The organism is Achromobacter sp. KK8 (assembly GCF_054188005.1).
In genome coordinates this window covers 4,052,354-4,078,189 of the sequence record NZ_CM135178.1, presented here as the reverse complement: position 1 = coordinate 4,078,189, position 25,836 = coordinate 4,052,354, and the positions used below count along the sequence as shown (strand labels likewise).

Genomic DNA, 25,836 nt, shown 5'->3' with positions numbered 1-25,836 from the left:
CGCGGAGGTTGCCTGATGTCCGCCAGGATCATTGACGGCGCCGCCCTGTCGCAGCGCATTCGCGAAGAAGTCGCCCAACGCGTCGCCGCGCTGGCCGCCAAGGGCACCCGCCCCGGCCTGGCCGTGGTGCTGGTGGGCGAAGACCCCGCCTCCCAGGTGTACGTGCGCAACAAGGTCGCGGCGTGCGAAAAGGCCGGCCTGCATTCCGTCAAGGAGCAGTACCCCGCCGACATGACCGAGGCCGAACTGCTGGCCCGCATCGACAAGCTGAACCGCGATCCGTCCATCCACGGCATCCTGGTGCAGCTGCCGCTGCCCAAGCACATGGACGCGCACAAGGTCATCGAGGCCATCGCCGCCGAGAAGGACGTGGACGGCTTCCACGTCAGCAACGCCGGCCTGCTGATGACCGGCCAGCCGCTGTTCCGCCCCTGCACGCCCTATGGCGTCATGAAGATGCTGGAATCGGAAGGCGTGGCCCTGCGCGGCGCCGAGGCCGTGATCGTCGGCGCCAGCAACATCGTCGGCAAGCCCATGGCCATGCTGCTGCTGGCCGCCGGCGCCACCATCACCATCTGCAACTCCAAGACGCGCGACCTGGCGGCCCAGACCCGCCGCGCCGACGTGCTGGTGGTGGCCACCGGCAAGCCCGGCATGATCGACGGCTCGATGATCAAGCCCGGCGCGGTCGTCATCGACGTGGGCATCAACCGCGGCGCCGACGGCAAGCTGTGCGGCGACGTCGACTTCGCCTCCGCCAGCCAGGTGGCCGGCGCCATCACGCCCGTGCCGGGCGGTGTCGGCCCCATGACCATCGCCATGCTGCTGGTCAACACCGTCGAAGCGGCGGAACGGGCCGCGGCCTGAAGACCGGTCCCGCGCCCCGCCGTGGCACCCTTGTGGGTTTGCCCCGCGCCCTTCCGGGGGACGGGGGCAAACCCACAGTCGTCTCTGGGCGTGGTGCGCGAGACCGGGCGCGCCCAGGGCCTGCCCTTGCTTTTCGGCCTGCCGCCCCAACCTGATCCTTATGCCTGCCGGCGCGCTCGCGTGCTGCCCGCCCTCCTCTCACGCTATTGGTAACACCATGACCCAGAATCCCCTGCTCGCCCCCGTCTCAGAACTGGTCGACTACCAGGCGGTCAAGCCCGCCCACGTGGTGCCCGCCATCGAGGAACTGCTGGGCATCGCCCGCCAGGCCGTGGACCGCGCCGCCGATCCGGCGCTGGCGCCCACCTGGGAAGCCGTGGTCGAGCCGCTGGATACCGCGTCCGAGCGGCTGTGGCGCGCCTGGTCGGTGGCCGGTCACCTGAACGCCGTGGTCAACACGCCCGAACTGCGCGAGGCCTACAACGCCGCGCTGCCGCTGGTGACCGAATTCTCGACCTGGGTCGGCCTGCACGAAGGCCTGTACCAGCAGTACCAGCGCCTGGCCGCCGCGCCCGATTTCGCGTCGTGGTCGCCGGTGCGCCGCCGCATCGTCGAGATGGCCCTGCGCGACTTCCGCCTGAGCGGCGTCGAACTGCGCGGCGCCGACCGCGAGCGCTACGCCGCCATTTCCGACCGCGAGGCGCAGGCCTCGCAGAAATTCTCCGAGAACGTGCTGGACGCCATCGACGCCTGGTCGCTGCTGATCGAGGACGAGGCCCGCCTGGCCGGCATTCCCGCCGACGTGCGGGCCGCCGCCCGCGCCGCCGCCGAGGAAGACGGCAAGCCGGGCTGGAAGCTGACGCTGAAGATGCCCTGCTACCTGCCCGTCATGCAGTACGCGCAGGACCGCTCGCTGCGCGAGGCGCTGTACCGCGGCTACGGCACGGTGGCGTCGGAACAGGGCGACGCCCGGTTCGACAACTCGCCCCTGATCGAGGAACTGCTGTCGCTGCGCGCAGAGGAATCCGCCCTGCTGGGCCTGGGCACCTTCGCCGCGCTGCGGCTGCAGACGCGCATGGCGCGCGACGCCAAGGAAGTCACCACCTTCCTGCGCGACCTGGCCGCGCGCGCCAAGCCGTATGCCCAGCGCGACCTGGCCGAGCTGAAGGCCTACGCCGCCGCCGAACTCGGCCTGGCCGAGCTGCAACCCTGGGACGTGGCCTATGCCTCCGAGCGCCTGCGCGAATCGCGCTACGCCTATTCCGAAGACGAGGTGAAGCAATACTTCACCGAGCCGCGCGTGCTGTCCGGCCTGTTCGAGGTCATCGAAACGCTGTTCGACGTGCGCCTGGCGGAAACGCCGGTGTCGTCGTGGCATGCCGACGTGCGCGGCGTGCGCGTCGAAAGCCCCAAGGGCGACTTGATCGGCTACCTCTACCTGGACCTGTACGCCCGCGCCGGCAAGCAGAGCGGCGCCTGGGTCGACAGCGAGCGCACCCGCCGCGTGGTCGCCGGCCGCGTGCAGACGCCGATCGCCTACCTGACCTGCAATTTCTCGCGCCCCAACGGCGACCGCGCCGCCGTGCTGACGCACGATGACGTCATCACCCTGTTCCACGAAACCGGCCACGCCCTGCACGCGCTGCTGTCGGAAGTGGACGAGCCCGGCGCCGCCGCCTTCGCCAGCGTCGAATGGGACGCCATCGAACTGCCCTCGCAATTCATGGAAAACTTCTGCTGGGAATGGGCCGTGGTGCAGAAGCTGTCGGCCCACGTCGACAGCGGCGAACCGCTGCCGCGCGCGCTCTACGACCGCCTGGTCGCGGCCCGCAACTACCAGAGCGGCATGCAGACCGTGCGCCAGATCGAGTTCGCGCTGTTCGACATGCTGATGCACGACCGCGCCAAGGGCGCCAGCATCAGCGAAGTGCTGGCCCTGCTGCAGGAAGTGCGCGCCGAGGTCGCGGTGCTGTTCCCGCCCGCCTGGCACCGCCTGCCGCATGCCTTCTCGCACCTGTTCGCGGGCGGCTACGGCGCCGGCTACTACAGCTACAAGTGGGCCGAGGTGCTGTCCGCCGACGCCTACGAGGCATTTGAAGAAGCCGCGGCAAGGCAGGCCGGCAACGCCCTGGGCACGCTCGATCCGGCCACCGGCGCGCGTTTCCGCCGCGAAGTGCTGGCCGTCGGCGGCTCGCGCCCCGCCGCCGAGTCGTTCGCCGCCTTCCGTGGCCGCGCCCCGCGCATCGACGCGCTGCTGCGCCACAGTGGCATGAGCGCGAGCTGATCGATTCGCGCATGATCCAGGGCCCGCTTGCGAGCGGGCCATTTTTTTGGCTGGCCGCGCTAGCGCTCCCCCGGCCGGCGCGCCGATACCACCAGCCAGTTCCCATGCACCGACGGTTCCGAACCGGCCTGGCGCCAGAAGTGGCGGCTGTCCTCGTCCTGCGCGTGTTTCAGGCGCGCCTGGCAATAGCGCCGCGCGGGCCAGGCCAGCAGATGATCGAGCCAGCGCCCTTGCCTGGTTTCGACCACGGAATGCAGGGTGATGTCGTGGAATCCATGATGCGCCAGCAATTGATGCAGCTGGGCAAAACCCAGGGGGAACAGCGCGCCTTCCGTGCGCGCCGCGGCGCTCCAGGGATCGACATGCACACCGCGCAGCAGCGCCCGCAGGCGGACCCGCACGCGGCCCGCGTTGGGCGTGGTCAGCACCAGCGTGCCGCCCGGGCGCAGCGCGTCATGAAAGCCGCGCACCAGCAGGCCGGGGTTGGACGCCAGGTGGATCGCTTCGCTGCAGACCACGGCGTCGTAGGGCGCGGCCGCGGGCAGCGGCGTTTCGAGGTCATGCACGGTCAGGCGCCGGTAGCCATTGGCCGAGGCCGGCAACCCGGCCGGACCGATGCCATCGAGTTCGACATCGCGTCCGGTCGCCGGGCGCACCATGTCGCCCAGCCAGCCGCGATTGCAAGGCGCGTCCAGCACACGCCCCGCCAGGCGGCTGCGCAGGATGTCGAGCACCACGGGGTAGTACGGGAAATAGGGATAGCCCAGCGCGTGGCTGGCCGCGGTGTTCATAGGGTGGCACCTCGCCGGTAACTGACAATATCCTGACTGTAGCTGTCAACAACCGTTCGCATGGCCCGATTTGCCACTTCTCCAACAATATTTCGACAAAGCTTCACAAGTGCGCCGCGCGCGCCTTGCGCCGGGACAAACCGCACCGTTGGCGGCGCGCGGCCAGCGCGCCGCCAACGGGTAGAATCGACGGGTTTATCCCTCCAACCGGCGATGGAACCCATGCGACACCTGCTTACCGGACGCGCCTGGCGCGGTCTCTTCCTGGCCCTGTGCATGCTGCTTGCCGCCTGCGGCGACCGCAATGTCGATTGGACGCTCTACAACGTCAAGGGCCACCTGCCCGACCTGAAGTTCTCGCTACCGGGCGCCGGCGGCAAGACCGTCAGCAGCGATGACCTCAAGGGCAAGACCGTGCTGCTGTTCTTCGGCTACGCCAGTTGTCCCGACATCTGCCCCACCACCATGGCGCAGTTGACGGCGGTGCTGCAGAACCTGGGCGACAAGGCGCGCGACGTGCGCATCGTGTTCGTCAGCGTCGATCCGCATCGCGACACCCCGGACATCCTGCAGGCCTACGTCAATGCGTTCAACAGCCAGGCCATCGGCGTCACCGGCAATGAAAAGCAGGTGGCCGACCTGGCGCGCCGCTACCGCGTGGCCTACCAGATCGAAAAGCCCCGGCCCGGCGACGACGCCGACCAGTACGAGGTGACGCACAGCCGCGGGGTGTACATTTTCGACAATCAGGGCCGCGCCCGTCTGCTGGCTTCGGACACCGACAGCATCGAGGCGATGACCAAGGACCTGCGCCAGCTCATCGACCTGACCTCTTAGGGGCGCCTTGCAACATTGCTGCACGGACGACGCGGCGCAGCATGTTGCGTGCTTGCCCCACACACCAGTTGTTACAGCCCCGGCGGCACGCGCGTGAGTAATATCAGGGCACATCGCCCTTTACCCTCGCAAGGAGTACGCGCATGAGCATCATCATCATGATCATCGTCGGCTTCATCGTCGGGCTGATAGCCCGCGCGATCATGCCCGGAGACCAGAACATGGGGATCATCATGACCACCATACTGGGCATCGTGGGCGCGGTCGTGGCCGGCTTCCTCGGCCAGAACCTGGGCTGGTATGCCCCGGGCGAACCGGCCGGCTGGATCGGCTCGGTGGTCGGCGCGATCATCGTGCTGTTCGTGGTCGGCCTCATCGCCAAGAAGCGCGGCTGACGCGCTGGCGCGCGCCACGCAAAGCGGGCCGATCGAAAGATCGGCCCGCTTTTTTTGCCACTATCGAAACGCCGCGAGCTCAGCCCGGCTGGCCGCCAGACGCGGCCGTCGCGTCCGATGCCGGCTGCGCCGCCGTAACGGTGCGCTCGGTCCAGCCACCGCCCAGCACCTTGTACAAGGTGACCAGGTTGGACAGGCGCGACAGGCGCGTATCGACCAGCGCCTGCTGCGCGGTGTAGAGCGAACGCTGCGAATCGAGCACCGTCAGGTAGTCGTCGATGCCCTGGCGGAAGCGCTGCTCGGACAGGTCATAGGCGCGCTGGTTGGCGGCCACCAGCAGTTGCTGGGCCTGGATCTGTTCGTCCAGCGTGCCGCGGCCCGCGAGCGCGTCGGCGACTTCGCGGAAACCGGTCTGGATCGTCTTCTCGTACTGCGCGACCTGGATGTTCTTCTGCACCTTGGCCAGGTCCAACCCAGCCAGCAGCGAGCCGCCGGCGAAGATCGGCACCGTGATCTGGGGCACGAAACTCCAGGCGCCCGAGCCCGCGTCGAACAGCCCGCCCAGGCTGGCGCTGGCGGTGCCGGCGTTGCCCGTCAGGCTGATGGTCGGGAAGAACGCGGCGCGGGCCGCGCCGATGTTGGCGTTGGCGCCCTTGAGCTGGTGCTCGGCCGCGCGGATGTCCGGGCGGCGCGCCAGCAGTTCGGACGGCAGACCGGCCGGCAGCGCGGTCGGCAGCATGCCGTCGTCGAGCTTGACGGCGTTGTCCAGCGCCGCCGAGATTTCCGGCGACAGCGGCTGGCCCACCAGCAGCACCAGCGCGTTGCGGTCCTGCGCGGCCTGGCGCGTGTACTGCGACAGGTTGCGCTGGGCGGTGCGCAGCGACACTTCGGCCTGGCTCAGGTCGAGCGCCGTGGACAGGCCCTGGTCGTAGCTCTGCTTGGTGAGCTTGTAGGAGTCGTCCTGGCTCTTGAGCGTGTCGCGCGTCAGGCTCAGCAGCTCCTGGTCGGCGCGCAGCGTCAGGTAGGCGTTGGCCACTTCGGCGATCAGCGTCAACTGGGTCGCGGTGCGGGTCTCGTCCAGCGCCAGGTACGATTCCAGCGCCTTGTCGCTCAGGCTGCGGATGCGGCCGAACAGGTCCAGTTCCCACGAGGACAGCGCGGCGCCGACCTGGTAGTTGTGGCTGGTGCTGGCCTGGCCGCTGGGCGACAGGTCGGCCGGCGTGCGCTGGGCGGTTTCCTTGCCGGCGATGCCGACGCTGGGCAGCAGGTCGGCGCGCTGGATGCGGTACTGCGCCCGCGCCGCCTCGACGTTCAGGGCCGCCACGCGCAGGTCGCGGTTGTTGGCCAGCGACTGCTCGATCAGTTGCTGGAGCAGCGGATCGGCGAAGAAATCACGCCAGCCGATGTCGGCCGTGGCCACGGCGCCGACGGCGTCGGCCTTGTAGGCCGGGCCGCTCGGATAGGCCGACGAGACCGGCGCGTCGGGCCGTTCGTAGGTCGGGGCCAGCGAGCAGCCCGCCAGGGCCGCCGCCAGGGAAAGGGAAACCAGGGTTCTCATCTGCAGCTTCATTGCGGTTTTCCTTCGACGGACACGTCCTGCGCATCGTTGGCGCTGGGGTCGTGCGGATCGCGCCGCGCGCTCATGCGTTCCACCTTGAACAGGCGCAGCATGATCACGAAGAACGCGGGGACGAAGAAGATGGCCAGGAAGGTCGCGGTCAGCATGCCGCCGATCACGCCCGTGCCGATGGCGTTCTGGCTGCCCGAACCGGCGCCCGAGGAGATCGCGAGCGGCACCACGCCCAGGATGAACGCCAGCGACGTCATCAGGATCGGGCGCAGGCGCTGGCGGGCGGCGTGGATCGCCGACTCCGTCAGGCTCGCCCCAGCCTCGTAGTGCTCCTTGGCGAACTCCACGATCAGGATGGCGTTCTTGGCCGCCAGGCCGATGGTCGTGAGCAGGCCCACCTGGAAGTACACGTCGTTGGACAGGCCGCGCAGCATGGTCGCGCCCAGCGCCCCGATGATGCCCAGCGGCACCACCAGCATGACCGCGGACGGGATCGTCCAGCTTTCATACAGCGCCGCCAGGCACAGGAACACCACGATCAGCGAAATCGCGTACAGCGCCGGCGCCTGGGCGCCCGACAGGCGTTCTTCGAACGACATGCCGGTCCATTCGAAGCCCACGCCCACCGGCAGCTTGCTGGCGATGCGTTCCATTTCCTCCATCGCCGCGCCCGAGCTGTAGCCCGGCGCCGCCTGGCCCTGGATGTTGTAGGACGGCACGCCGTTGTAGCGGTTCAGCTTCTGCGGGCCGAAGCTCCAGGTGGCCTTGGCGAACGCCGAGAACGGCACCATGTCGCCATCCTTGTTGCGCACGTACCATTTGTCCAGGTCTTCGGGCAGCATGCGGGCCGAGGCCTCGCCCTGCGCGAACACCTTCTTGACGCGGCCGCGGTCGATGAAGTCGTTGACGTACGACGAGCCCCAGGCGGTGGACAGCGTGCTGTTGATGTCCGACACGGCCACGCCCAGCGCCCGCGCTTTCTCGCGGTCGATGTCGAGCTGGTACTGCGGCGCGTCCTCGATGCCGTTGGGGCGCACGCCCTGCAGGATCTTGCTTTGCGCCGCCTCGCCCAGCAGCTGGTTGCGCGCGGCCAGCAGTTTTTCATGGCCCACGCCGGCGCGGTCCATCAGCTGGAAGTCGAAACCATCGACGTTGCCCAGTTCCATCACCGAGGGCGGCGGCACCACGAACAGCATGGCGTCGCGCTCGGTCTTCCTGAAGTGGGCATTGGCGCGCGCCGCCACGGCGGCCGCCTTGAGCTTGGCGTCGCCGCGGTCTTCCCAGTCGCGCAGCTTGATGAACAGGATCGAGGCGTTCTGGCCGCGGCCGCCGAAGTTGAAGCCATTGACCGCGAACACCGAGGTGACCGCGTCCTTTTCTTCGGTCAGCAGGTAGTTGGTGGCCTCGTCGATGACGGCCTTGGTGCGCTCGGCGGTGGCGCCGGCGGGCGTCTGAATCTGGGCGAACAGGATGCCCTGGTCCTCGGCCGGCAGGAACGCGGTGGGAATGCGGGTGAACATCCAGCCCATGGCGATGACGATGGCCAGGTAGACCACCATCAGGCGCTTGGTGCGGCCCAGGCCGCGCGCCACGGTATTGGCGTAGCCATGGCTGCTGCGGTCGAAGGCGCGGTTGAACCAGCCGAAGAAGCCGCGCTTGGTGCCGTGGTGGCCCTTGGGAATCGGCTTGAGCAGCGTGGCGCACAGCGCCGGCGTGAAGACGATGGCGACGATCACCGACAGCACCATCGAGGACACGATGGTGATGGAGAACTGGCGATAGATCACGCCGGTCGAGCCGCCGAAGAACGCCATCGGGATGAACACGGCGGCCAGCACCATGGCGATGCCGATCAGCGCGCCGGTGATCTGGCTCATGGACTTGCGGGTGGCCTGCTTGGGCGTCAGGCCCTCTTCGGCCATCACCCGCTCGACGTTTTCGACCACCACGATGGCGTCGTCCACCAGCAGGCCGATGGCCAGCACCATGCCGAACATCGTCAAGGTGTTGATGGAATAGCCGAACGCGGCCAGCACGCCGAAGGTGCCCAGCAGCACCACCGGCACCGCCAGCGTCGGGATCAACGTGGCGCGGAAGTTCTGCAGGAACAGGTACATCACCAGGAACACCAGGATGATGGCTTCCACCAGCGTCTTGAACACTTCCTCGATCGACAGGCTGACGAACGGCGTGGTGTCGTACGGATAGACCACGTCCATGCCCGGCGGGAAGTACGGCTTCAGGTTATTGATGGTGTCGCGCACCGCCTGCGCCGTGTCGAGCGCGTTGGCGCCCGGGGCCAGCTTGATCGCCAGGCCCGAGGCGGGCTTGCCGTTGTAGTAGCTGTCGATGGCGTAGGTCTGGCCGCCCAGTTCGATGCGGGCGACGTTGGCCAGGCGCACCTGGGAGCCGTCGGCATTGACCTTGAGCAGGATGCGGCCGAAGTCTTCCGGCTTTTCCAGGCGCGAGGGGCCGATGATGGTGGCGTTCAACTGCTGGCCGCGCACCGCGGGCAGGCCGCCCAACTGGCCGGACGAGACCTGGACGTTCTGTTCCTTGATGGCGTTGACCACGTCGACCGTGGTCAGGCCGTAGTTCACCAGCTTGGCCGGATCCAGCCAGATGCGCATGGCGTACTGCGAACCGAACAGCTGGAAGTCGCCCACGCCCTGCGTGCGGCTGATGGGATCCTGGACGTACGAGGCGACGTAGTCGGCCAGGTCGTCCTTGGTCATCGTGCCGTCGGTGGACACGAAGCCCGCCACGATCAGGAAGTTCTTGGTGGCCTTGGTGACGCGGATGCCCTGCTGCTGCACTTCCTGCGGCAAGAGCGGCTGCGCCAGCGACAGCTTGTTCTGCACCTGCACCTGGGCGGTGTCGGGGTTGGTGCCCTGGCGGAACGTCAGCGTGATGGACATGCTGCCGTCGGAGTTGCTTTCCGAGGAAATGTACTCCAGGCCGTCAAGGCCGTTCATCTGCTGCTCGATCACCTGCACCACGGTGTCCTGCACCGTCTGCGCCGAGGCGCCCGGATAGGTCACCGCGATGCCGATGGCCGGCGGCGCGATGTTCGGATACTGCGAAACCGGCAGCTTCAGGATGGACAGCGCGCCGGCCATCATCAGCACGATCGCGATCACCCACGCGAAAACCGGTCTATCGATAAAAAACTTTGCCATGCAAGGCTCCCTGACTACTGCTTGGCCGCCGCGGCGCCCGCTTGCGGTTGCTGCGCCGGCTTGGCGCTGGCTTCAGTGGCAACCACCTCGACACCCGGACGCACCATCTGCACGCCTTCCACGATGACCTTCTCACCGGCCTTCAGGCCGTCGGTGACCAGCCACTGGTCGCCGATGGCGCGGTCGGTCTTGATTTCACGCAGTTCGACTTTGTTCTCTGCATTGACCACCAGCGCCGTCGGCAGGCCGCGCTGGTTGCGCGTCACGCCGCGTTGCGGCACCAGCAGGCCGTCGGCGGCAACGCCGTCGACCAGGCGGGCGCGCACGAACATGCCCGGCAACAGGCGGCGATCCGGGTTGGGGAACACCGCGCGCAACGTGACCGAGCCGGTGCCCGGGTCGACCGTGACTTCGGAGAACTGCAGCTTGCCCTGCTGGGTGTATTGCGAGCCGTCTTCCAGCGTCAGCGTGACCAGCGCGGCCTGCTCGCCCTCGGCCTTCTTGAGCTGGCCGCTGGAGAGCGCGTTCTGCAGGCGCAGCAGCTGCACGCTGGACTGCGTCACGTCGACGTAGATCGGGTCGATCTGCTGCACGGCGGCCAGGGCCGTGGCCTGGTTGGCCGTGACCAGCGCGCCTTCGGTGACCGAGGAACGGCCGATGATGCCGCTGATCGGCGACAGCACCTTGGTGTAGACCAGGTTGATGCGCGCGGTGTCGAGCGCGGCCTTGGCCGACAGCACGTCGGCGACGGCCTGGTCGCGCGCGGCCACGGCGTTGTCATAGGTCTGTTGGCTGACGGCGCGGGTGGCCACCAGCGGCTTGTAGCGCTCGGCCAGCAGCGCGGCGGTCTTCTGCTGCGCCTGGGCGCGCGCCAGGGCGGCCTTCTGGCTGTCGAAGCTGGCCTGGTAGAGCGCGGGGTCGATCTGGTAGAGCTGCTCGCCCGCCTTGACCCCGCCGCCCTCGGTGAACAGGCGCTTCTGCACGATGCCGTTGACCTGCGGCCGCACTTCGGCGACGCGGAACGGCGAGGTGCGGCCCGGCAATTCAGTGGTCAGGGAAACCGGCTTGGTGGTGAGCGTGACGACCGTCACCTGCGGCTTGCCCGCCTGGGGTGCTTCCTGCTTCTTGCCGCAAGCGGCCAACGTCAGGGCCGATGCCGTCAGCGTGACCACCGCCGCGCCGCGCCACATAGCGCTTTTCTTGTTCATAGATTGCATTCCCGATTTCCAACTAAAAAGGTAGCCCTCACACCCGCCCACCGGGGCCTGCGCCCGCCGGGATTCCGGCGACAACGACGGCGCAAGCCGAACCATGCATCGGTTCGGCTCGTGAGGATTGACTGGGGTGGTTTCGCCTCAGACATTCAGGCAGGGCTTCGACGCTTTGCTGCATTGCAGAATCGGCATTTTGCGTTATCCCGCCCGAGAAACAAAGAGGCATATTACGAAAACATCATTCCAGATATGGGACAATAATTCGCCCCGCCATGTGACAGAATTCCTTCCATGAAACGCTTACAAGGCATGGAGCTCTTCGTGGAGGTCGCCAAGACGCACAGTTTTAGCCGTGCGGCGGCCGCCCTGGGAGTGCCCAAATCAACACTGTCTCGCCAGGTGGCCGAACTGGAACGGTCGGTCGGCCTGCGCCTGCTCAGCCGCACCACCCGCAAGGTCGAACTGACCGACGCCGGCCGGCTGTACTTCGAACGCTGCCAGCGCATCGTGGCCGAGGCCCAGATCGCCCACGAGGAGCTGCAGAAGCTGGTCGACACGCCGTCGGGGCCGCTGCGGGTGAACATGCCGGCGGATTTCGGCACGGACTTCCTGGCTGAATCGTTCATGGAGTTCTCGCGCCGCTATCCCGACGTCACCTTTTTCCTGGACCTGGCCAATCCCGACCACGCGCAGCGCGTGTTCCAGACCAGCGATATTTCCATCGAGATCGGCGAACTGCCCGATTCGACGCAGATCGCAAGGCTGCTGGGCATGCTGCCGGCCCATTTGTACGCCTCGCGCGAATACCTGGAGAAGCACGGGGAGCCGAAGCACCCCAGTGACCTGACCCGCCACGAGTGCATCGAGTTCCGCGCCGAAGGCGCCGGCCGCGTGACCCGCTGGCCGCTCAACAGCGGCGACCAGCACATCCAGTTCACGCCCGGCAACCGCTTTTCCGTCAATGGCGTGGCGATGGCCCGGCGCCTGGCGATGCTGGGCGCGGGGATCACCGTGCTGGTCGGAGGCCAGACGGCCGAACAGAAATCGGGTCAGCTGCGACGGGTGCTGCCGGACTGGCAACTGGGCCCGTTCCCGGTCTATGCCGTCACGGAAACCCGGTTGTTGCCCGCCAAGACCCGGATCTTCATCGAGTTCCTGATGGAGCGCCTGGGCGGCGACGGGCAGGCGAAGGATACCGCGCCCTTCATGAAATGAAAGACAGCCGGAAACACACTGAAAAATCTGTACGCGGCCGGTAGGCGCCGGCGCGGCGGGCGTGCGGCGGCATTGCGCCGCCCCGCCCGTCAGAAGCGTTCGTCGTCGCGCAGGTAGCGCCACTGGCCCAGCGGCAGGTCGCCCAGGGCCACGCGGCCGATGCGCACGCGCTTCAGGCCCACCACTTTCAGTCCCACCAGTTCGCACATGCGGCGGATCTGGCGCTTCTTTCCTTCGCGCAGCACGAAGCGCAACTGGTCGTGATTCTGCCAGCGCACCTGGGCCGGCTTGAGCGCCTTGCCATCGAGCGACAGGCCGTGGTTGAGCAGCGCCAGGCCGTTCTCGGACAGGTCGCCCTGCACCCGCACCAGATATTCCTTGTCGATGCTGGAGTCCTCGCCGATCAGCAGCTTGGCCACGCGGCCGTCCTGCGTCAGCACCAGCAGGCCCTGCGAATCGATGTCCAGCCGCCCGGCCACGGCCAGACCGTCCAGGTGGCCGCGCTCGAAGCGCTGCGGGCTGCGGTCGCCGGCAAAGCGCGAACGCGCGTCGATCAGCGCGACCGCGGGGGTATAGCCTTTTTCCGCCTGGCCCGAGACGTAGCCGACCGGCTTGTTGATGAGGATGGTGACGCGGGAAGTCTGGCGCGCCTGCGCGGCGCGTTCCAGCGTGATGACCTGGTTGGGGAAGGCGCGCGCGCCCAGTTCGGACACCACTTCGCCGTCGACCCGCACCCAGCCGCGTTCGATATAGCTGTCGGCCTCGCGGCGCGAACAGAGTCCACGCTCGGACATGAGCTTGGAGATTCGTACTTTTTCCATGGGCGGTATTGTATGCGCAGGCCCCGCCGGCGCCCCCGCCTCGGGGCCTGCGCCGGCGCGCCTGCGGCAATCGGCCACAGGGCATCGCGCCCGGACGGCGCGCCGGCCTTGGCATAATACGCAGCCATGATGAATCTAGCCGCAGCACATCACCCTCCCCTCGCCGCGGGCTGGCTGGCCAGCGCGCCGCCCGTCCTGACACTCACGCAGCGCCACTGGCTGTTCCGCCCGGGCGCCCTGACCGCCGGCCTGCGCCAGGTCGGACAGGTGCGCCTGCGGGTGCTGGCCGAATATGCGGACGGCGCCCCCGCCGACGAGGCCCATGCCATGCGCATCGCGCCCGGCGCGCCCGTATGGGTGCGCGAAGTCCTGATGTCGGTCGACGGCATCGACAGCGTGCCGGCGCGCAGCCTGACGCCCTTGCGCGCTTCGCACGGCGCTTGGCAGGGCATGCGGCGGCTGCTGACGCGACCGCTGGCCGACATGCTGTACCACGACAGCACGGTGATCCGTTCGCCTTTCGCCTGTCGCCGCCTTGCCTCGCCGGTGCCGTTCCACGCCACCGCCCTGGGCGCCCTCGCGGCCAATGGCAAGGCGCGCGAGGCTGGCCGCGTGTGGGCGCGGCGCTCGGTATTCTGGCGCCAGGGCCAGCCGCTGCTGGTGGCCGAGTGTTTCCTGCCGGACTTCTGGAAGCTGCTGGCGGGCCGCGCGGCGCCGCCGCTGGTGCCGCACCAGCGCACGCCGCGCTAGGCGCGGCGCAATGCCGCGGGCGCGGCCGCCCGCGCGCCATCCCACGCCATGCAATCCCGCGCCCTTGCCCCCGGGCCGCCGGTCACGCATGGGCCGGCGCCGGACGCGGCCGCGTGTCCACCGCCAGGCACAGCAAGCCCGTCAGCAACGCCAGGCCAACGTGGCCGATGTACAGCGGGTCGAAATCCGCGTGACTCAGCGCGCCCTTGCCCAGCAGCAGCACCGTCAACGCCACGCCAAGCACCGCGCCGATCTGGCGCGTGGCCTGGTTGACCGCGCTGCCCACCGCATAGTGCTGCGGCGGCAGCCGGTTGACCGCGGCGCCAGCCAGCGAGGGCAGCACCATGCCCACGCCCAGCCCGCTCAGCAGCAGTCCCGGCAGCCAATGCGCCAGGTAGGCGGGCTCGGCGCCGGGCACCAGCAGGAACCACAGGCCGCTGGCGGCATAGACCAGCGCGCCGCCCACCAGGAACGGCCGATGCCCCATGCGCGCGGCCAGCTTGCCGGTGATGATCGCGGTCGGCATCACCAGCAGCGGACCCGGCGTGACCGCCAGGCCGGCGCGCGGCAGGCTGTAGTGCCAGACGCCCGTCATGTAGAAGAAGAAAGCGAAGAACATCATCGCGAAGGCAATGCCGAAGCTGAGCGTGGCCAGGTTCACGTAGCGATAGGTGCGATGCTTGAACAGCGCCAGGTCGACCAGCGGATGCGGCGTGCTGCGGGCCCAGCCCACGAAGGCCGCCAGCGACACCAGCCCCACGGCCGCCACCATCCACAGCTCGCCGCTGCTCCAGTGCGGCGATTCCGACTGCACGATGGCCAGCGCCAGCGCGCCCACGCCCACCATCAGCAGCGCCATGCCGACGCCATCGACGCGCCGGCGCGCTTCGGGCCGCACCGATTCCACGAGGCGGGCGGCGCCGAACCACAGCGACAGCGCGCCCAGCGGCAGGTTGATGTAGAAGGCCCAGGGCCAGCCGGCGGCATCGACCACGAACGCGCCCAGGCTGGGGCCGACCGCGGCGGCAAGCGCCGCCACGGCGCCCCACAGGCTCACCGCCACCGAGCGCTGCGCGGCCGGGAACGCCGCCAGCACGATGGACAGCGAGGCCGGCGTCAGCAACGCCGCGCCGACCGCCTGCGCCACGCGCGCCGCGATCAGCCAGCCGACGGTGCCGGCCAGGCCGCAGGCGGCCGAGGCCGCCAGGAACAGCAGCACGCCGATCATGAACATGCGCTTGCGCCCGTGCGTGTCGGCCAGCCCGCCGGACGGGATCAGCATGGCCGCATAGACCACCGTGTAGGCGTTCAGCACCCAGGACATGTCGGCGGCCGAGGCCTCGGGAAAGCCGGCGCGCATGGCGCCGAACGCGGCGTAGAGCATGGTCGCGTCGAGGGAAACCAGGAACACGGCCACGCTGGCGATCCAGAAGATCGGCCAGGGGGATTCGGCCGCGGACGGCGCGGCGGCGGCTTGGTGAGCCGCGGGGGTGGCATTGGAATGCATGTCGATCGGACTCGGAAATGGCGTCGGGAAGGTCGCGAAGGCGTGGCGCCCGCGGTTCATGCCTGCAGGTAGACAGGCGGCTCGGCCGCCAGGCCTTGCTTGACCTGGCGCGTGGCGTCGTCGGCCAGCACTTCCTCGGCGCCGGCTTCCAACGCGTCGAAGGCCTGGCGCACCACCGATTCGGGCGTGCTCTTGGGCGCGTCCAGGCCGCGCGTCAGGTCGGTATCGACAAAGCCCATGTGCAGGCCCAGCACCTGGGTGCCCTGCTCGCGCAGTTCATGGCGCAGGCCGTTGGTCAGGGCCCAGGCGGCCGACTTGCTCATGCCGTACACGCCCAGCAGCGGCCGGTTGATCCAGCTCGCGATCGACAGCACGTTCAGCAGCGCGCCGCCGCCGTTGGCGGCCAGCACCGGCGCGAACGCCTGCGCCACGCGCAGCGGGCCCAGCAGGTTGGTCTCCAGGTGCCGGCGGGCCGATTCGATGCTGTCGTCGGCCAGGAAGCCGCCGGTCGCGGCAATGCCGGCGTTGTTGATGACCAGCGTCACGTCCTTGGCCAGCGCGGCCGCGGCGGCCACGTCCTCGTCGCTGGTGACGTCGAGCTTGATGGCCTGCAGGCCCGGCAGCGAGATGCTGGCCGGATCGCGCACGCCGGCGTAGACCTTGCGCGCGCCACGGGCCAGCGCCTCGCGGGCGAAGGCCAGGCCGATGCCCCGGTTGGCGCCGGTGATGAGGACGGTAGCGTTCTTCAGTTCCATGATGTCTTTCCTTGGGTGCTGCGTTCTGGCTGTGGCCGGTGACACCGGCCGGTTATATAAATATGATGATCATCATATTTATGGGATGAAGAAAGGCCGCGCAATGCGGCCCGAAAAAGGGGGCTTCAGTGGGCGGCCTGGCGGCCCTCGCTGTCGTACTGGTCGAGAATGGACTGGCGCGCGGCCGCCAACATGGCGTGGCCCCGCGCGTTGTCGCCGAGCGCGCGGGCCAGTTGCATGGCGCCCACCAGGCTGCTGGTGATCGCCATCGCGGCGTGCGGGCCGGCGTCGGCCGGCAGCGCCTGTTGCACCACGCCGACCAGCCCGGTCACCCGGCTGGCCGAGATGTCCCGCACCTCGGGCGACTGGCGCGGCATCTCCGAGGCCAGCGCCGAAATCGGGCAGCCCCCTTCGCAACCGACCAGGTGGCCCTCTGACAGATAGCTCTCGACCAGGGCGCGCAGCGGGCTGGCGCCTTCGGCGCGGCGCCGCGCCATGCCCTGCGCCATGCGGGCGGCGCCATCGCGGCCGGCGCGTTCCATCGCCGCCACCAGCATGGCGTCGCGCGACGGGAAATGCGCATAGAAGCCGCCGTGCGTGAGCCCGGCCTCTTTCATGACGTCCGCCACGCCCACGCCGGCATAGCCTTCCCGGCGAATCGCTCGCGCGGCCGCTTCCACGATGCGGTCATGGGAGAGCTCTTTGCGGGAAGCGGGGCCGGCCATGGTCGGGACTCCTGAATATGATGACCATAATATAAACCCGCCCCGGACGCTTTGCACGCTTTTTTTGTTGCGGCGCACTACAGCGTCGCGATCACCCGCGACAGCAGGCGTTGCGCGCCTCGCGGCCCGAACGAACGGGCATCAAAAGGGGACGGGTCTGGCCATCAGCGCCAGATTTCGGGCTCGATGCTGACTTCGCCCTTGTCGGCCGAGAAATACACCACCCCGTCCGAGATATTGGCATTCAGCTGCATGGTGCGCTCGGCCAGGTTGGCGAGGGCGCGGGTCTGCTCGGATGGCAGGTTGATGACCTTGAGGTTGCGGGTGCGCTCCAGCTTGTTGCGCACGCCGTCCCACCAGATCTTGCTGGCGGAACCGCCGTAGCAGTAGACGATGACCTGCTCGGCGCGGCCGCAGGCGCGCAGGATGCGGCGTTCTTCGGGTTGGCCGACTTCGATCCACAGGGTGATGGCGCCGGTCAGGTCCTTGACCCACAGGTCCGGCTCGTCGGTGTCGCTCAGGCCCTTGGTGAAGGCCAGTTCTTCCTGGGCCTGCAGCGCGTAGGCCACCAGGCGCACCATCATGCGCTCGTCGGTTTCGGAGGGATGGCGGGCGACCGTCAGCGAGTGGCTGCCGTAGTAGTGCCGATCGGTGTCGGCCACGTTGAGGTCGGCCTTGTAGATAGTGGCGCGCAGGGCCATGGCGAGAAAATCCGTTGAATGGGGCGAATGACTGAAGGCCGCCATGATACCGCCTGTGGCGCGGCCGGCCCCGCGCAACGGCCGCCGCCCGCCGCCGATGCGGCGGGCGATCAGGCAGTGGCTCAGTACACGCCGACGGAATGGCGCGCGACGTAGTGCCCTTCCCCGACCCGCACCAGCGGCTCGACCAGCGGATCGTCGCCCAGTTTGCGCATCGGGCTGGGGATTTCGTCGACCAGCAGCGAGCGCTCGCGGTGGCGGCGCTGCGGATCGGCGATCGGCACCGCCGCCATCAGCTTCTTCGTGTAGGGATGCTGCGGGTTCTCGAAGATGGCGCGGCGCGGACCGATCTCGACGATCTGGCCCAGGTACATCACCGCCACGCGGTGGCTGACGCGCTCGACCACCGCCATGTCGTGCGAAATGAACAGGAACGACACGCCCAGCTCGCGCTGCAGGTCGAGCAGCAGGTTGACGATCTGCGCCTGGATCGACACGTCCAGGGCCGACACCGATTCATCGGCGATCACCACCTTGGGGTTCAGCGCCAGGGCGCGCGCGATGCAGATGCGCTGGCGCTGGCCGCCCGAGAACTCATGCGGATAACGGTCGATCATCTCGGGCGCGAGGCCGCACTTGTCCATCAGCCAGCGCACCCGTTCCTGGGCCTTGGCGCCGCTGGCCACGCGGTGGATCAGCAGGGGTTCCATGATGGAATAGCCGACCGTCATGCGTGGGTCGAGCGAGGCGAACGGATCCTGGAAGATGAACTGGATGTGGCGGCGCAGCGTCTGCATGGCGCTGCCGCGCAGCGCGCCGATGTTCTGGCCGTCGAACTCGATCGTGCCGCTCTTGCTCTTTACCAGTTGCAGCAGCGAACGGCCGGTGGTGGTCTTGCCGCAGCCGGATTCGCCCACCAGCGACAAGGTCTCGCCCGGATACAGGTCGAAGCTGACCTTCTCGACCGCATGCACGCGCTTTTGCACCCGGCCGAAGATGCCGCCGGTGATGTCGAAGCTGGTGGTCAGGTCGCGCACCTTCAGCACCGGGCCGTTGTCGCGGCGCACGGTGGACGGCTGCGCCACCGGGGCGGCGGCCGGCTCGGCCTGGCGCGCGGCCTCTTCGACCTTGAGCAGCGGGAACGGCGCCGGCTCGTCGGTGCCATGCATGGCGCCCAGGCGCGGCACGGCCGACAGCAGCGCGCGGGTGTAGGCATGGCGGGGACGGGCGAAGACGTCGTCGGAACCGCCCTCCTCGACCTTGTCGCCGCGGTACATGACCAGCACGCGGTCGGCCACTTCGGCCACCACGCCCATGTCGTGGGTGATGAAGATGACGCCCATGTCCATTTCTTCCTGCAACTGGCGGATCAGTTGCAGGATCTGGGCCTGGATGGTGACGTCCAGGGCCGTGGTGGGTTCGTCGGCGATCAGCAGCTGCGGCTTGCAGGACAGCGCCATCGCGATCATGACGCGCTGGCGCATGCCGCCGGACAACTGGTGCGGATAACGGTCGAGAATGGCGCGGGCCTCGGGGATGCGCACGCGTTCGAGCATGCGCAGCGTTTCGGCGCGCGCCGCGGCCGCGTCCAGCCCCTGGTGCAGTTGCAGCGCCTCGGCGATCTGGTTGCCGGCCGTGAAGCTGGGGTTGAGCGAGGTCATCGGCTCCTGGAAGATCATGGCCACGTCGGCGCCGCGCACGCGTTGCAGCGTGCTGTCGGGCGCGTTGACCAGGTCCAGCACGTCGCCGTTGCGCCGGCGCAGCAGCATGCCGCCGTTGACGATGCGGCCGCCGCCGTATTCCACCAGGCGCATCAGCGCCAGCGAGGTGACCGACTTGCCCGAGCCGGACTCGCCCACGATCGCCAGGGTTTCGCCGCGATCGACGTGGAACGACACGCTGCGCACCGCTTCGACGACGCGTTCGGGGGTTTTGAAGCGCACGGTCAGGTCGTTGACCTGGACGACGCGTTTGGGGTCCATGGTTGCCATGATGATTACTTGTCCTGACGGGGATCCAGCGCGTCGCGCAGCCCGTCGCCCAGCAGATTGAAGCCCAGCACCACCAGGAAAATGGCCGATCCGGGGAAGATCGACATCCAGGGCGCCTGGGTCATGAAGTTCTTGGCGGTGTTCAGCATCGAGCCCCACGATGGGTTCGGCGGCTGCAGGCCCAGGCCCAGGAACGACAGGCTGGCCTCGGCGATGATGGCCGTGGCGATGGTAATGGTGGCCTGCACGATCAGCGGCGGCATGACGTTCGGGAAGACGTGGCGGCAGATGATGCGCAGGTCCGAGGCGCCCAGCGCGCGGGCGCTCTGCACGTAGTCCTCGCTCTTGACCGCCAGCACCTGCCCGCGCGTGAGCCGGATGAACTTGGGCGCGGCCGACACGCCGATGGCGATCATGGCGTTGGTCAGGCTGGGGCCGAGGAAGGCGGCCAGCGCGATGGCCAGGATCAGGAACGGGATCGCCAGCAGCGCCTCGGTGGCGCGCGAGATGCAGCTGTCGGTCCAGCCGCCGAAGTAACCGGCGGCCAGCCCGAACGGCACGCCCACCACCAGCGCGATCAGCACCGACACCAGGCCGGCCATGAGCGAGGCGCGGGCGCCATAGACCATGCGGCTGAAGATGTCGCGGCCAAGCTCGTCGGTGCCCAGCCAGTAGGAGGCCGACGGCGCCTTGCGGATGGTGGTGAAGCTGGTCTGGAACGGGTCGTGGTTGGCGACCAGCGGCGCCACAAGCGCCACCAGCACGAAAAACAGCACGATGCCCAGGCCCAGCATGGCGACGTGGTTGCGTTTGAACTTGGCCCAGGCGCGGCTGCGGCTGCGGGGCGGCGTGACGGCGGCGGCCGTTGCGGGAAGTGCGCTCATGCGTGCCTCAGACGGGGATTGACCAGGATGTACAGGATGTCGGCCAGCAGGTTCATCAGGATGAAGCCCACCGCGACGCAGAGCACCACGCCCTGCACCACCGCGTAGTCACGCGTGAAGACGGCGTCGACCACCAGCTTGCCGAAGCCCGGGATGGTGAAGACCTGTTCGGTCAGCACGGCGCCGGCCATCAGTTCCCCGAACAGCAGCGTCACCAGCGTGACGATCGGCATCAGGGCATTGCGCAACGCATGGCGCAGCACCACGCGGCGCGGCGACACGCCTTTGGCGCGCGCGGTGCGCACGTAGTCGGCCGACAGGGCCTCGAGCATGGCCGAGCGGGTGTGGCGCATCAGGTAGGCGGCGATCGCCGTGGACAGCACCAGCGCCGGCATCAGCATGGTCTTGATCGACAGCCAGAAGTCCTCGGTCGGCGACACGTAGCCGGATGCCGGCAGCAGCTTCCACTGCACCGACACCACCATGATCAGGATGATGCCGAGCCAGAAATTGGGTATCGACATGCCGGACAGCGCCGCGATGTTGGCGCCCATCTCGACCGGCTTGCCCTTGCGCACCGCCGCGACGATGCCCATGGGAATGCCGATCAGCAGCGCGAAGAACATCGCCATGGCGGCCAGTTGCAGCGTGACCGGCAGCTTCTGGCCGATCAGGGTGGTCACCGGCACGTCGGTGCGCAGCGACTTGCCCAGGTCGCCCTGCACCACCTGGGTGGCCCAGGCGACGTACTGCACCGGCAGCGGGTCGTTGAGGCGGTATTTTTCGCGCAGGTAGTCCAGCACGGCCGGGTCGCGCTCTTCGCCGGCCATGGTCAGCACCGCGTCACCGGGCAGGATTTTCTGCAGCATGAAGACGATCATCGACACCAGTATCAGGGTCGGTATCGCGACGATCACGCGGCGCAAGATGAGTTTGAGCATGAGGGAAAACCGTAGAACGAAAGCGGCGGACGGAGCCGGCCCGTCAGGGCACGGCGCGCGGCCGCCGCGGGAAACGACCGGCCGCGTTCAGGCAGCCGGCGGGCGCGGCGGCGAACCGCCGCGCCGCGATCACTTCTGCGCGAACGTCACGCCCTTCAGGCGGATCATGCCGTCCGGGTACGGCACGAAGCCCTTGACCTTCTTGGCCAGCGCGAACGGCCATGGCTGGTAGTAGTTATACACGCCGGGCAGCTCGTCCTGGATGATCGCCTGCGCCTGGTCGTAGATGGCGCGGCGCTTGGTTTCATCGGGCACCGTGCGGGCCTCGTTGAGCAGCTTGTCGACGTCCGGGTTGCAGTAGTGGCCGTCGTTGAGCGCGCCCTTGCAGGTCACGAAGCTGTGGATGTTGCCGTCCGGATCGACCCGGCCCGACCAGCCCAGCATCACCACCTGGAAGTTGCCGCCCGCGGATTCCTTCTGCAACGCGGCGTACTCGGTGGGCCGCAGCGACAGGTCGAAGCCGGCCTCGGAGGCCATGGCCTGGACCATCTCGGCCACCGACGAGGTGGTGGTGTTGTTGCCGAACATGACCTCGGCCTTGACGCGCTCGAAGCCGGCCTGCTTGAGCAGCGCGCGGGCCTTGGCCACGTCGCGCTTGGTCACCGGGAACTTGTCGCTGTGGTAGGGGCTGGCGGGCGGGAACGGCTGTTGCGCCGGCTCGAAGATGCCGCCGCCGGCCACTTCGTTGATGGCGTTGCGGTCGATGGCCAGCTGGAATGCCTGGCGCACCAGCTTGTTCTTGAAGGGATTGTCCTCGGCGCGCTTGCCGTTGGCGACGTTGAACATGAACTGCTGGAAGCCCAGGCCGGCCACCGGCGCGAAGGTCAGGCTGGCGTCGCCCTTGACCTGCGCCGCGTCGGACGGGTTCAGGCGCTCGAGCAGGTCCAGGTCGCCGGCGCGCAGGTTCGACAGGCGCACGGTGGTGTCCGGGATCGGCAGGAAGGTGATGCGCTTGAAGGCGTAGTCCTTGGCGTCGTAGTACTGGTCGAATTTCTCCAGCACGACGCGGTCGTTCTGGATGCGCTCGACGAACTTGTACGGACCCGAGCAGATCGGCTTGCGGCCGACCGAGGCCACGTCGGCGTCGGCGAACGACTTGGGCGACAGCATCATGCCGGCGCGGTCGGACAGCTGCGCCAGCAGCGTGGCGTCGGGCTGCTTGAGGGTCAGCACCAGCGTCGCGGCGTCGGGCGCCTCGACTTTCTCGACCGAGGCCAGCTCGCCCTTGCGCAGGCTGTCGGGCAGCGTCATGGCGCGTTCCAGGTTGGCCTTGGCGGCGGCGGCGTCGAACTTGCTGCCGTCATGGAACAGCGCGTCTTCGCGCAGCTTGAAGGTCAGCACCTTGTTGTCCGGGCTGAACGACCACGAGGTGGCCAGTTGCGGCACGAAGTGCAGCTTGGGATCGATGTCCACCAGCTTGTCGCACAGCGAGGTGAAGACGATGCGGCCGACGTAGGTGCGGGCGCGGTGCGGGTCCAGCACGTCCGGATCTTCCTGCAGGCCGATGCGGATGTTCTGGGCGCACGCGGCGCCGGCGGCCAGCGCCAGCACGCTGGCGCCGAAGGTCATGGTCAAGCGTTTCATTGTGTTTATTCCCCTTGTGGCTGCAATGCCCGGCTGCAAGGCCGGGCCGCGATGCGTGACAGCAATGCCCGCGTCAGAAACCCACGGCCTGGCCGTCACGGCGACTGTCGCTGGCGGCGACGTAGCCGAGCTCGTTGTCGCTTTCGGACATGCGCCAGATGAATTGGCCGGCGCCGAAATCCATGTACGGATCGTCCACGGATTTCAAAGCATGCCCCAGGTCTTTCAGGCCCGCAATAGTGGAAGCCTTCATATTGGTCTCGATGTCCAGCGAGAAATCGCGGTTGACCTTCCAGCGCGGCGCGCAGCAGGCGGCCTGCGGGTTCTGGTGGTAGTCGATCATGCGCACCACGGTCTGCAGGTGGCCCTGCGGTTGCATGTCGCCGCCCATCACGCCGAAGCTCATGACCGGCTTGCCGCCGCGCGTCAGGAAGCCCGGGATGATGGTGTGGAACGGCCGCTTGCCACCCTCGACCACGTTGGCCGACTTGGGATCCATCGAGAAGCCGACGCCGCGGTTCTGCAGGCTGATGCCGGTGCCCGGCACCACCACGCCCGAACCGAAGCCCATGTAGTTGGACTGGATGAACGAAATCATCATGCCGTTCTCGTCCGCTGCGGTCAGGTAGATGGTGCCGCCGGCGGCCGGGCGGCCGGCGCTGAAATGGGTGGCGCCGTCCAGGCGGATCAGCTTGGCGCGGCTGTCCAGGTAGTCATCCGACAGCATCTGCTCGGGCGTGACCTCCATCGAGCGCGGGTCGGCCACGTACTTGTAGAGGTCGGCGAAGGCCAGCTTCATGGCCTCGATCTGCACGTGCTGCGACTGCACCGAGTCGACCGGCATGTCGGCGATGTTGAAGCGCTCGACGATGCCCAGCGCGATCAGCGCGGCGATGCCCTGCCCGTTCGGCGGGATCTCGTGCAGCTCGTAGCCGCGATAGGACCGCGAGATCGGCTTGACCCATTCCGGGCGGTAGCCGCGCAGGTCTTCCAGCGTCATGGCGGCGCCGCATTCCTGGCTGAAGGCGGCGATGCGCTCGGCCAGCTCGCCTTCGTAGAAATCACGGCCCTTGGTGGCGGCGATGCGTCGCAGCGTGTAGGCGGCGTCCGGAAAGCGGAAGTGCTCGCCGACCTTGGGCGCGCGGCCCTCGGGCATGAAGGCCTGGGCGTAGCCCGGCTGGCTGCTCAGTTCATTGGCGGCGGCGGCCCATTTGTGCGCCACCACCGGCGGCACGGCGTAGCCGCGCTCGGCGATCTCGATGGCCGGCTCGAACAGTTGTTCGAAGGGCAGCTTGCCGAGCTTTTCGTGCAGCGCGGACCAGCCGGCCACCACGCCCGGCACCGTGACCGCGTCCCAGCCGCGCTTGGGCTGGATCGCCAGGCCGTCGGCGCCGACGCCGTATTTGCGCTTGAAGTATTCGACATTCCAGGCGGCCGGGGCCACGCCCGAGGAATTCAGGCCATGCAGTTCCTTGCCGTCCCAGACGATGGCGAAACAGTCGCCGCCCAGGCCGCAGGAGACCGGCTCGACCAGCACGATGGTGGCGGCCGCGGCGATAGCGGCGTCGACCGCGTTGCCGCCCTTGAGCAGCATGCGCAGGCCGGCCTGGGCGGCCAGCGGGTGCGAAGTCGACACCACATTGCGCGCGAACAGCGGGATGCGGATGGAGGGATACGGGTTGACCCAGTCGAAGGATTTCATGGCGCTTGTCTCATAGAGGTAAGCAGGCGAAGGTACTCCCGTGATCTAATTAAATCAATTTGATTTTTTGTTCGGTAATAAAAGAAATTTTTTTGAATTGATCCCATGAGCACCATCCGATTCCTGCGCACTTTCCTGGCCGTGGCGCACCATGGTTCGTTCTCGGAGGCGGCCGAACAGGTGGCCCTGACGCAGGCCGCCGTCAGCTTCCAGATGCGCTCGCTGGAGGCGGAATTGGGGCGCGAGCTGTTCGATCGCAGCGGGCGGTTGGCCATCCTGAACGCGGCGGGCCGGGAATTGCTGCCGGAAATCAAGCACTTGCTGGATTTATACGACCGCATGAGGCTGCCGCGCACGATGCCGGGCGAACTGGCCGGGTCGGTCTCGGTGGGTAGCATCGTGTCCTGCATGGGCACCTTGTCCAAGGTGGTGTCGGGCATGAAGAAGTCGCATCCCAAGCTGGACGTGCGCATCCTGTCGGGCAAGGCCAGCGAGCTGGCCGGCAAGGTCGAGGACGGCGAACTGGACGCGGCCTTCCTGGTGGAGGCTGGCCGCAAGATGGCAAGCACCCGCTGGACCCCGCTGTATGAAGAACCGCTGGTGGTGATCGCCCCGCCCTCGGCCGCCGGGCGCGACGCGCGCCAGGTGCTGGCGGGCAACCCCTTCCTGCGCTTTGACCGCACCCAGCGCACCGGACTGCAGATCGACCGGCTGCTGCGGCGGCTGGCCGTGCCGCTGGACGAGTTCCTGGAACTGAACGCGATCGAGACCCTGGTCGAGCTGGTGCGCCAGGAGGTTGGCGTGACGCTGCTGCCGCTGATCAACGGCTCGAACTGGAGCGACAGCCCGCAGTTGCGCATCCTGCCCCTGCCCGACGACCTGGGGCCGGCGGCGCGCGCCATCGGCATGCTGGAGCGGCGCGAGCACGCCCGCCAGGGCATCACGACGGCCATCTGCGAAGCCTGCGCCGCGGCCTTCCGGGCGCGTGACGCGCAAGAGCCGGCGCAGGTCCGCCTCTAACGACAACGCCCCGCGTCGTCTCCCGGGCGGAAGCGACACGAGG

21 protein-coding genes are annotated in these 25,836 nt (G+C 68.2%); 7 read left to right on the top strand and 14 right to left on the bottom strand.

Annotation, left to right across the window (positions count from 1 at the left end):
• Window positions 1-15: 15 nt before the first annotated feature.
• Entirely contained in the window at window positions 16-867 is an 852-nt protein-coding gene (folD, locus tag ACVN9Z_RS18895) for a bifunctional methylenetetrahydrofolate dehydrogenase/methenyltetrahydrofolate cyclohydrolase FolD (RefSeq protein WP_020927317.1), read from the top strand.
• A gap of 217 nt (window positions 868-1,084) precedes the next feature.
• On the top strand, window positions 1,085-3,151 hold the full coding sequence (locus ACVN9Z_RS18890; RefSeq protein ID WP_112957514.1) for a M3 family metallopeptidase: 2,067 nt from the start codon (window positions 1,085-1,087) through the stop codon (window positions 3,149-3,151).
• A gap of 59 nt (window positions 3,152-3,210) precedes the next feature.
• Here ACVN9Z_RS18890 and ACVN9Z_RS18885 read toward each other — a convergent pair whose 3' ends face one another.
• On the bottom strand, window positions 3,211-3,942 hold the full coding sequence (locus ACVN9Z_RS18885; protein ID WP_081004612.1) for a class I SAM-dependent methyltransferase: 732 nt from the start codon (window positions 3,940-3,942) through the stop codon (window positions 3,211-3,213).
• A gap of 222 nt (window positions 3,943-4,164) precedes the next feature.
• Here ACVN9Z_RS18885 and ACVN9Z_RS18880 point away from each other — a divergent pair, with 222 nt between their 5' ends.
• Both ACVN9Z_RS18880 and ACVN9Z_RS18875 read left to right on the top strand, forming a co-directional pair.
• Window positions 4,165-4,779, top strand: a complete 615-nt coding sequence (locus tag ACVN9Z_RS18880; protein WP_047992772.1) for an SCO family protein — start codon at window positions 4,165-4,167, stop codon at window positions 4,777-4,779.
• A gap of 143 nt (window positions 4,780-4,922) precedes the next feature.
• Window positions 4,923-5,174 carry a GlsB/YeaQ/YmgE family stress response membrane protein gene (locus ACVN9Z_RS18875; RefSeq protein WP_006387478.1) on the top strand — a complete coding sequence of 84 codons (252 nt, stop codon included), beginning with the start codon at window positions 4,923-4,925 and terminating at the stop codon, window positions 5,172-5,174.
• A gap of 79 nt (window positions 5,175-5,253) precedes the next feature.
• On the opposite strand, the gene adeC is transcribed toward ACVN9Z_RS18875, so the two are convergent.
• Genes adeC through ACVN9Z_RS18860 form a run of 3 tightly spaced genes read right to left on the bottom strand, consistent with a single transcriptional unit; the run spans window position 5,254 to window position 11,131 of the window.
• A complete protein-coding gene (gene adeC, locus ACVN9Z_RS18870; RefSeq protein WP_458212521.1) occupies window positions 5,254-6,744 on the bottom strand; it encodes an AdeC/AdeK/OprM family multidrug efflux complex outer membrane factor in 1,491 nt (496 codons plus the stop codon).
• Complete coding sequence (locus tag ACVN9Z_RS18865) at window positions 6,741-9,923, bottom strand: efflux RND transporter permease subunit (protein ID WP_054438943.1); 3,183 nt, start codon at window positions 9,921-9,923, stop codon at window positions 6,741-6,743. Before ACVN9Z_RS18865 ends, adeC begins: the two co-directional genes overlap by 4 nt.
• Window positions 9,924-9,937: 14 nt before the next feature.
• Window positions 9,938-11,131: an efflux RND transporter periplasmic adaptor subunit gene (locus tag ACVN9Z_RS18860; RefSeq protein ID WP_458212520.1), complete on the bottom strand. Its 1,194-nt coding sequence runs from the start codon at window positions 11,129-11,131 to the stop codon at window positions 9,938-9,940.
• Window positions 11,132-11,446: 315 nt separating this feature from the next.
• Between ACVN9Z_RS18860 and ACVN9Z_RS18855 the strand changes: the two genes are divergently transcribed.
• Window positions 11,447-12,352, top strand: coding sequence for a LysR family transcriptional regulator (locus tag ACVN9Z_RS18855; RefSeq protein ID WP_026382680.1), 906 nt, complete (start codon window positions 11,447-11,449; stop codon window positions 12,350-12,352).
• A gap of 89 nt (window positions 12,353-12,441) precedes the next feature.
• Here the strand turns inward: ACVN9Z_RS18855 and ACVN9Z_RS18850 are convergent, their stop codons facing one another.
• Window positions 12,442-13,173, bottom strand: coding sequence for a pseudouridine synthase (locus tag ACVN9Z_RS18850; RefSeq protein ID WP_020927307.1), 732 nt, complete (start codon window positions 13,171-13,173; stop codon window positions 12,442-12,444).
• A 129-nt stretch (window positions 13,174-13,302) separates the two neighbouring features.
• Here ACVN9Z_RS18850 and ACVN9Z_RS18845 point away from each other — a divergent pair, with 129 nt between their 5' ends.
• Complete coding sequence (locus ACVN9Z_RS18845) at window positions 13,303-13,923, top strand: chorismate--pyruvate lyase family protein (protein WP_038504796.1); 621 nt, start codon at window positions 13,303-13,305, stop codon at window positions 13,921-13,923.
• Between the two features lie 82 nt (window positions 13,924-14,005).
• Here ACVN9Z_RS18845 and ACVN9Z_RS18840 read toward each other — a convergent pair whose 3' ends face one another.
• The 9 genes from ACVN9Z_RS18840 to ggt all read right to left on the bottom strand — a co-directional run bounded on the left by ACVN9Z_RS18840 (window position 14,006) and on the right by ggt (window position 24,773).
• A complete protein-coding gene (locus ACVN9Z_RS18840; protein WP_054448714.1) occupies window positions 14,006-15,430 on the bottom strand; it encodes a DHA2 family efflux MFS transporter permease subunit in 1,425 nt (474 codons plus the stop codon).
• A gap of 56 nt (window positions 15,431-15,486) precedes the next feature.
• Window positions 15,487-16,185 (bottom strand): SDR family oxidoreductase, encoded by a 699-nt coding sequence (locus tag ACVN9Z_RS18835; protein WP_054444257.1) that lies wholly within the window; start codon window positions 16,183-16,185, stop codon window positions 15,487-15,489.
• A 125-nt stretch (window positions 16,186-16,310) separates the two neighbouring features.
• Complete coding sequence (locus ACVN9Z_RS18830) at window positions 16,311-16,910, bottom strand: TetR/AcrR family transcriptional regulator (protein WP_053500795.1); 600 nt, start codon at window positions 16,908-16,910, stop codon at window positions 16,311-16,313.
• Window positions 16,911-17,074: 164 nt separating this feature from the next.
• Window positions 17,075-17,611 (bottom strand): YaeQ family protein, encoded by a 537-nt coding sequence (locus ACVN9Z_RS18825; RefSeq protein ID WP_006387468.1) that lies wholly within the window; start codon window positions 17,609-17,611, stop codon window positions 17,075-17,077.
• 122 nt (window positions 17,612-17,733) lie between these two features.
• Window positions 17,734-19,593: a dipeptide ABC transporter ATP-binding protein gene (locus ACVN9Z_RS18820; RefSeq protein ID WP_109442100.1), complete on the bottom strand. Its 1,860-nt coding sequence runs from the start codon at window positions 19,591-19,593 to the stop codon at window positions 17,734-17,736.
• A gap of 14 nt (window positions 19,594-19,607) precedes the next feature.
• Entirely contained in the window at window positions 19,608-20,486 is an 879-nt protein-coding gene (locus ACVN9Z_RS18815) for an ABC transporter permease (protein ID WP_006387466.1), read from the bottom strand.
• Window positions 20,483-21,427, bottom strand: a complete 945-nt coding sequence (locus tag ACVN9Z_RS18810; protein WP_006387465.1) for an ABC transporter permease — start codon at window positions 21,425-21,427, stop codon at window positions 20,483-20,485. The genes ACVN9Z_RS18815 and ACVN9Z_RS18810 overlap by 4 nt, the downstream gene beginning before the upstream one ends.
• 129 nt (window positions 21,428-21,556) lie before the next feature.
• The gene (locus tag ACVN9Z_RS18805; RefSeq protein WP_006387464.1) at window positions 21,557-23,071 is read right to left on the bottom strand and encodes an ABC transporter substrate-binding protein; all 1,515 of its coding nucleotides are present in this window, start codon (window positions 23,069-23,071) and stop codon (window positions 21,557-21,559) included.
• A gap of 73 nt (window positions 23,072-23,144) precedes the next feature.
• The gene (gene ggt / locus ACVN9Z_RS18800; RefSeq protein ID WP_006387462.1) at window positions 23,145-24,773 is read right to left on the bottom strand and encodes a gamma-glutamyltransferase; all 1,629 of its coding nucleotides are present in this window, start codon (window positions 24,771-24,773) and stop codon (window positions 23,145-23,147) included.
• Window positions 24,774-24,878: 105 nt separating this feature from the next.
• Here ggt and ACVN9Z_RS18795 point away from each other — a divergent pair, with 105 nt between their 5' ends.
• Window positions 24,879-25,793: a LysR family transcriptional regulator gene (locus ACVN9Z_RS18795; RefSeq protein WP_458212519.1), complete on the top strand. Its 915-nt coding sequence runs from the start codon at window positions 24,879-24,881 to the stop codon at window positions 25,791-25,793.
• Window positions 25,794-25,836 lie beyond the last annotated feature (43 nt).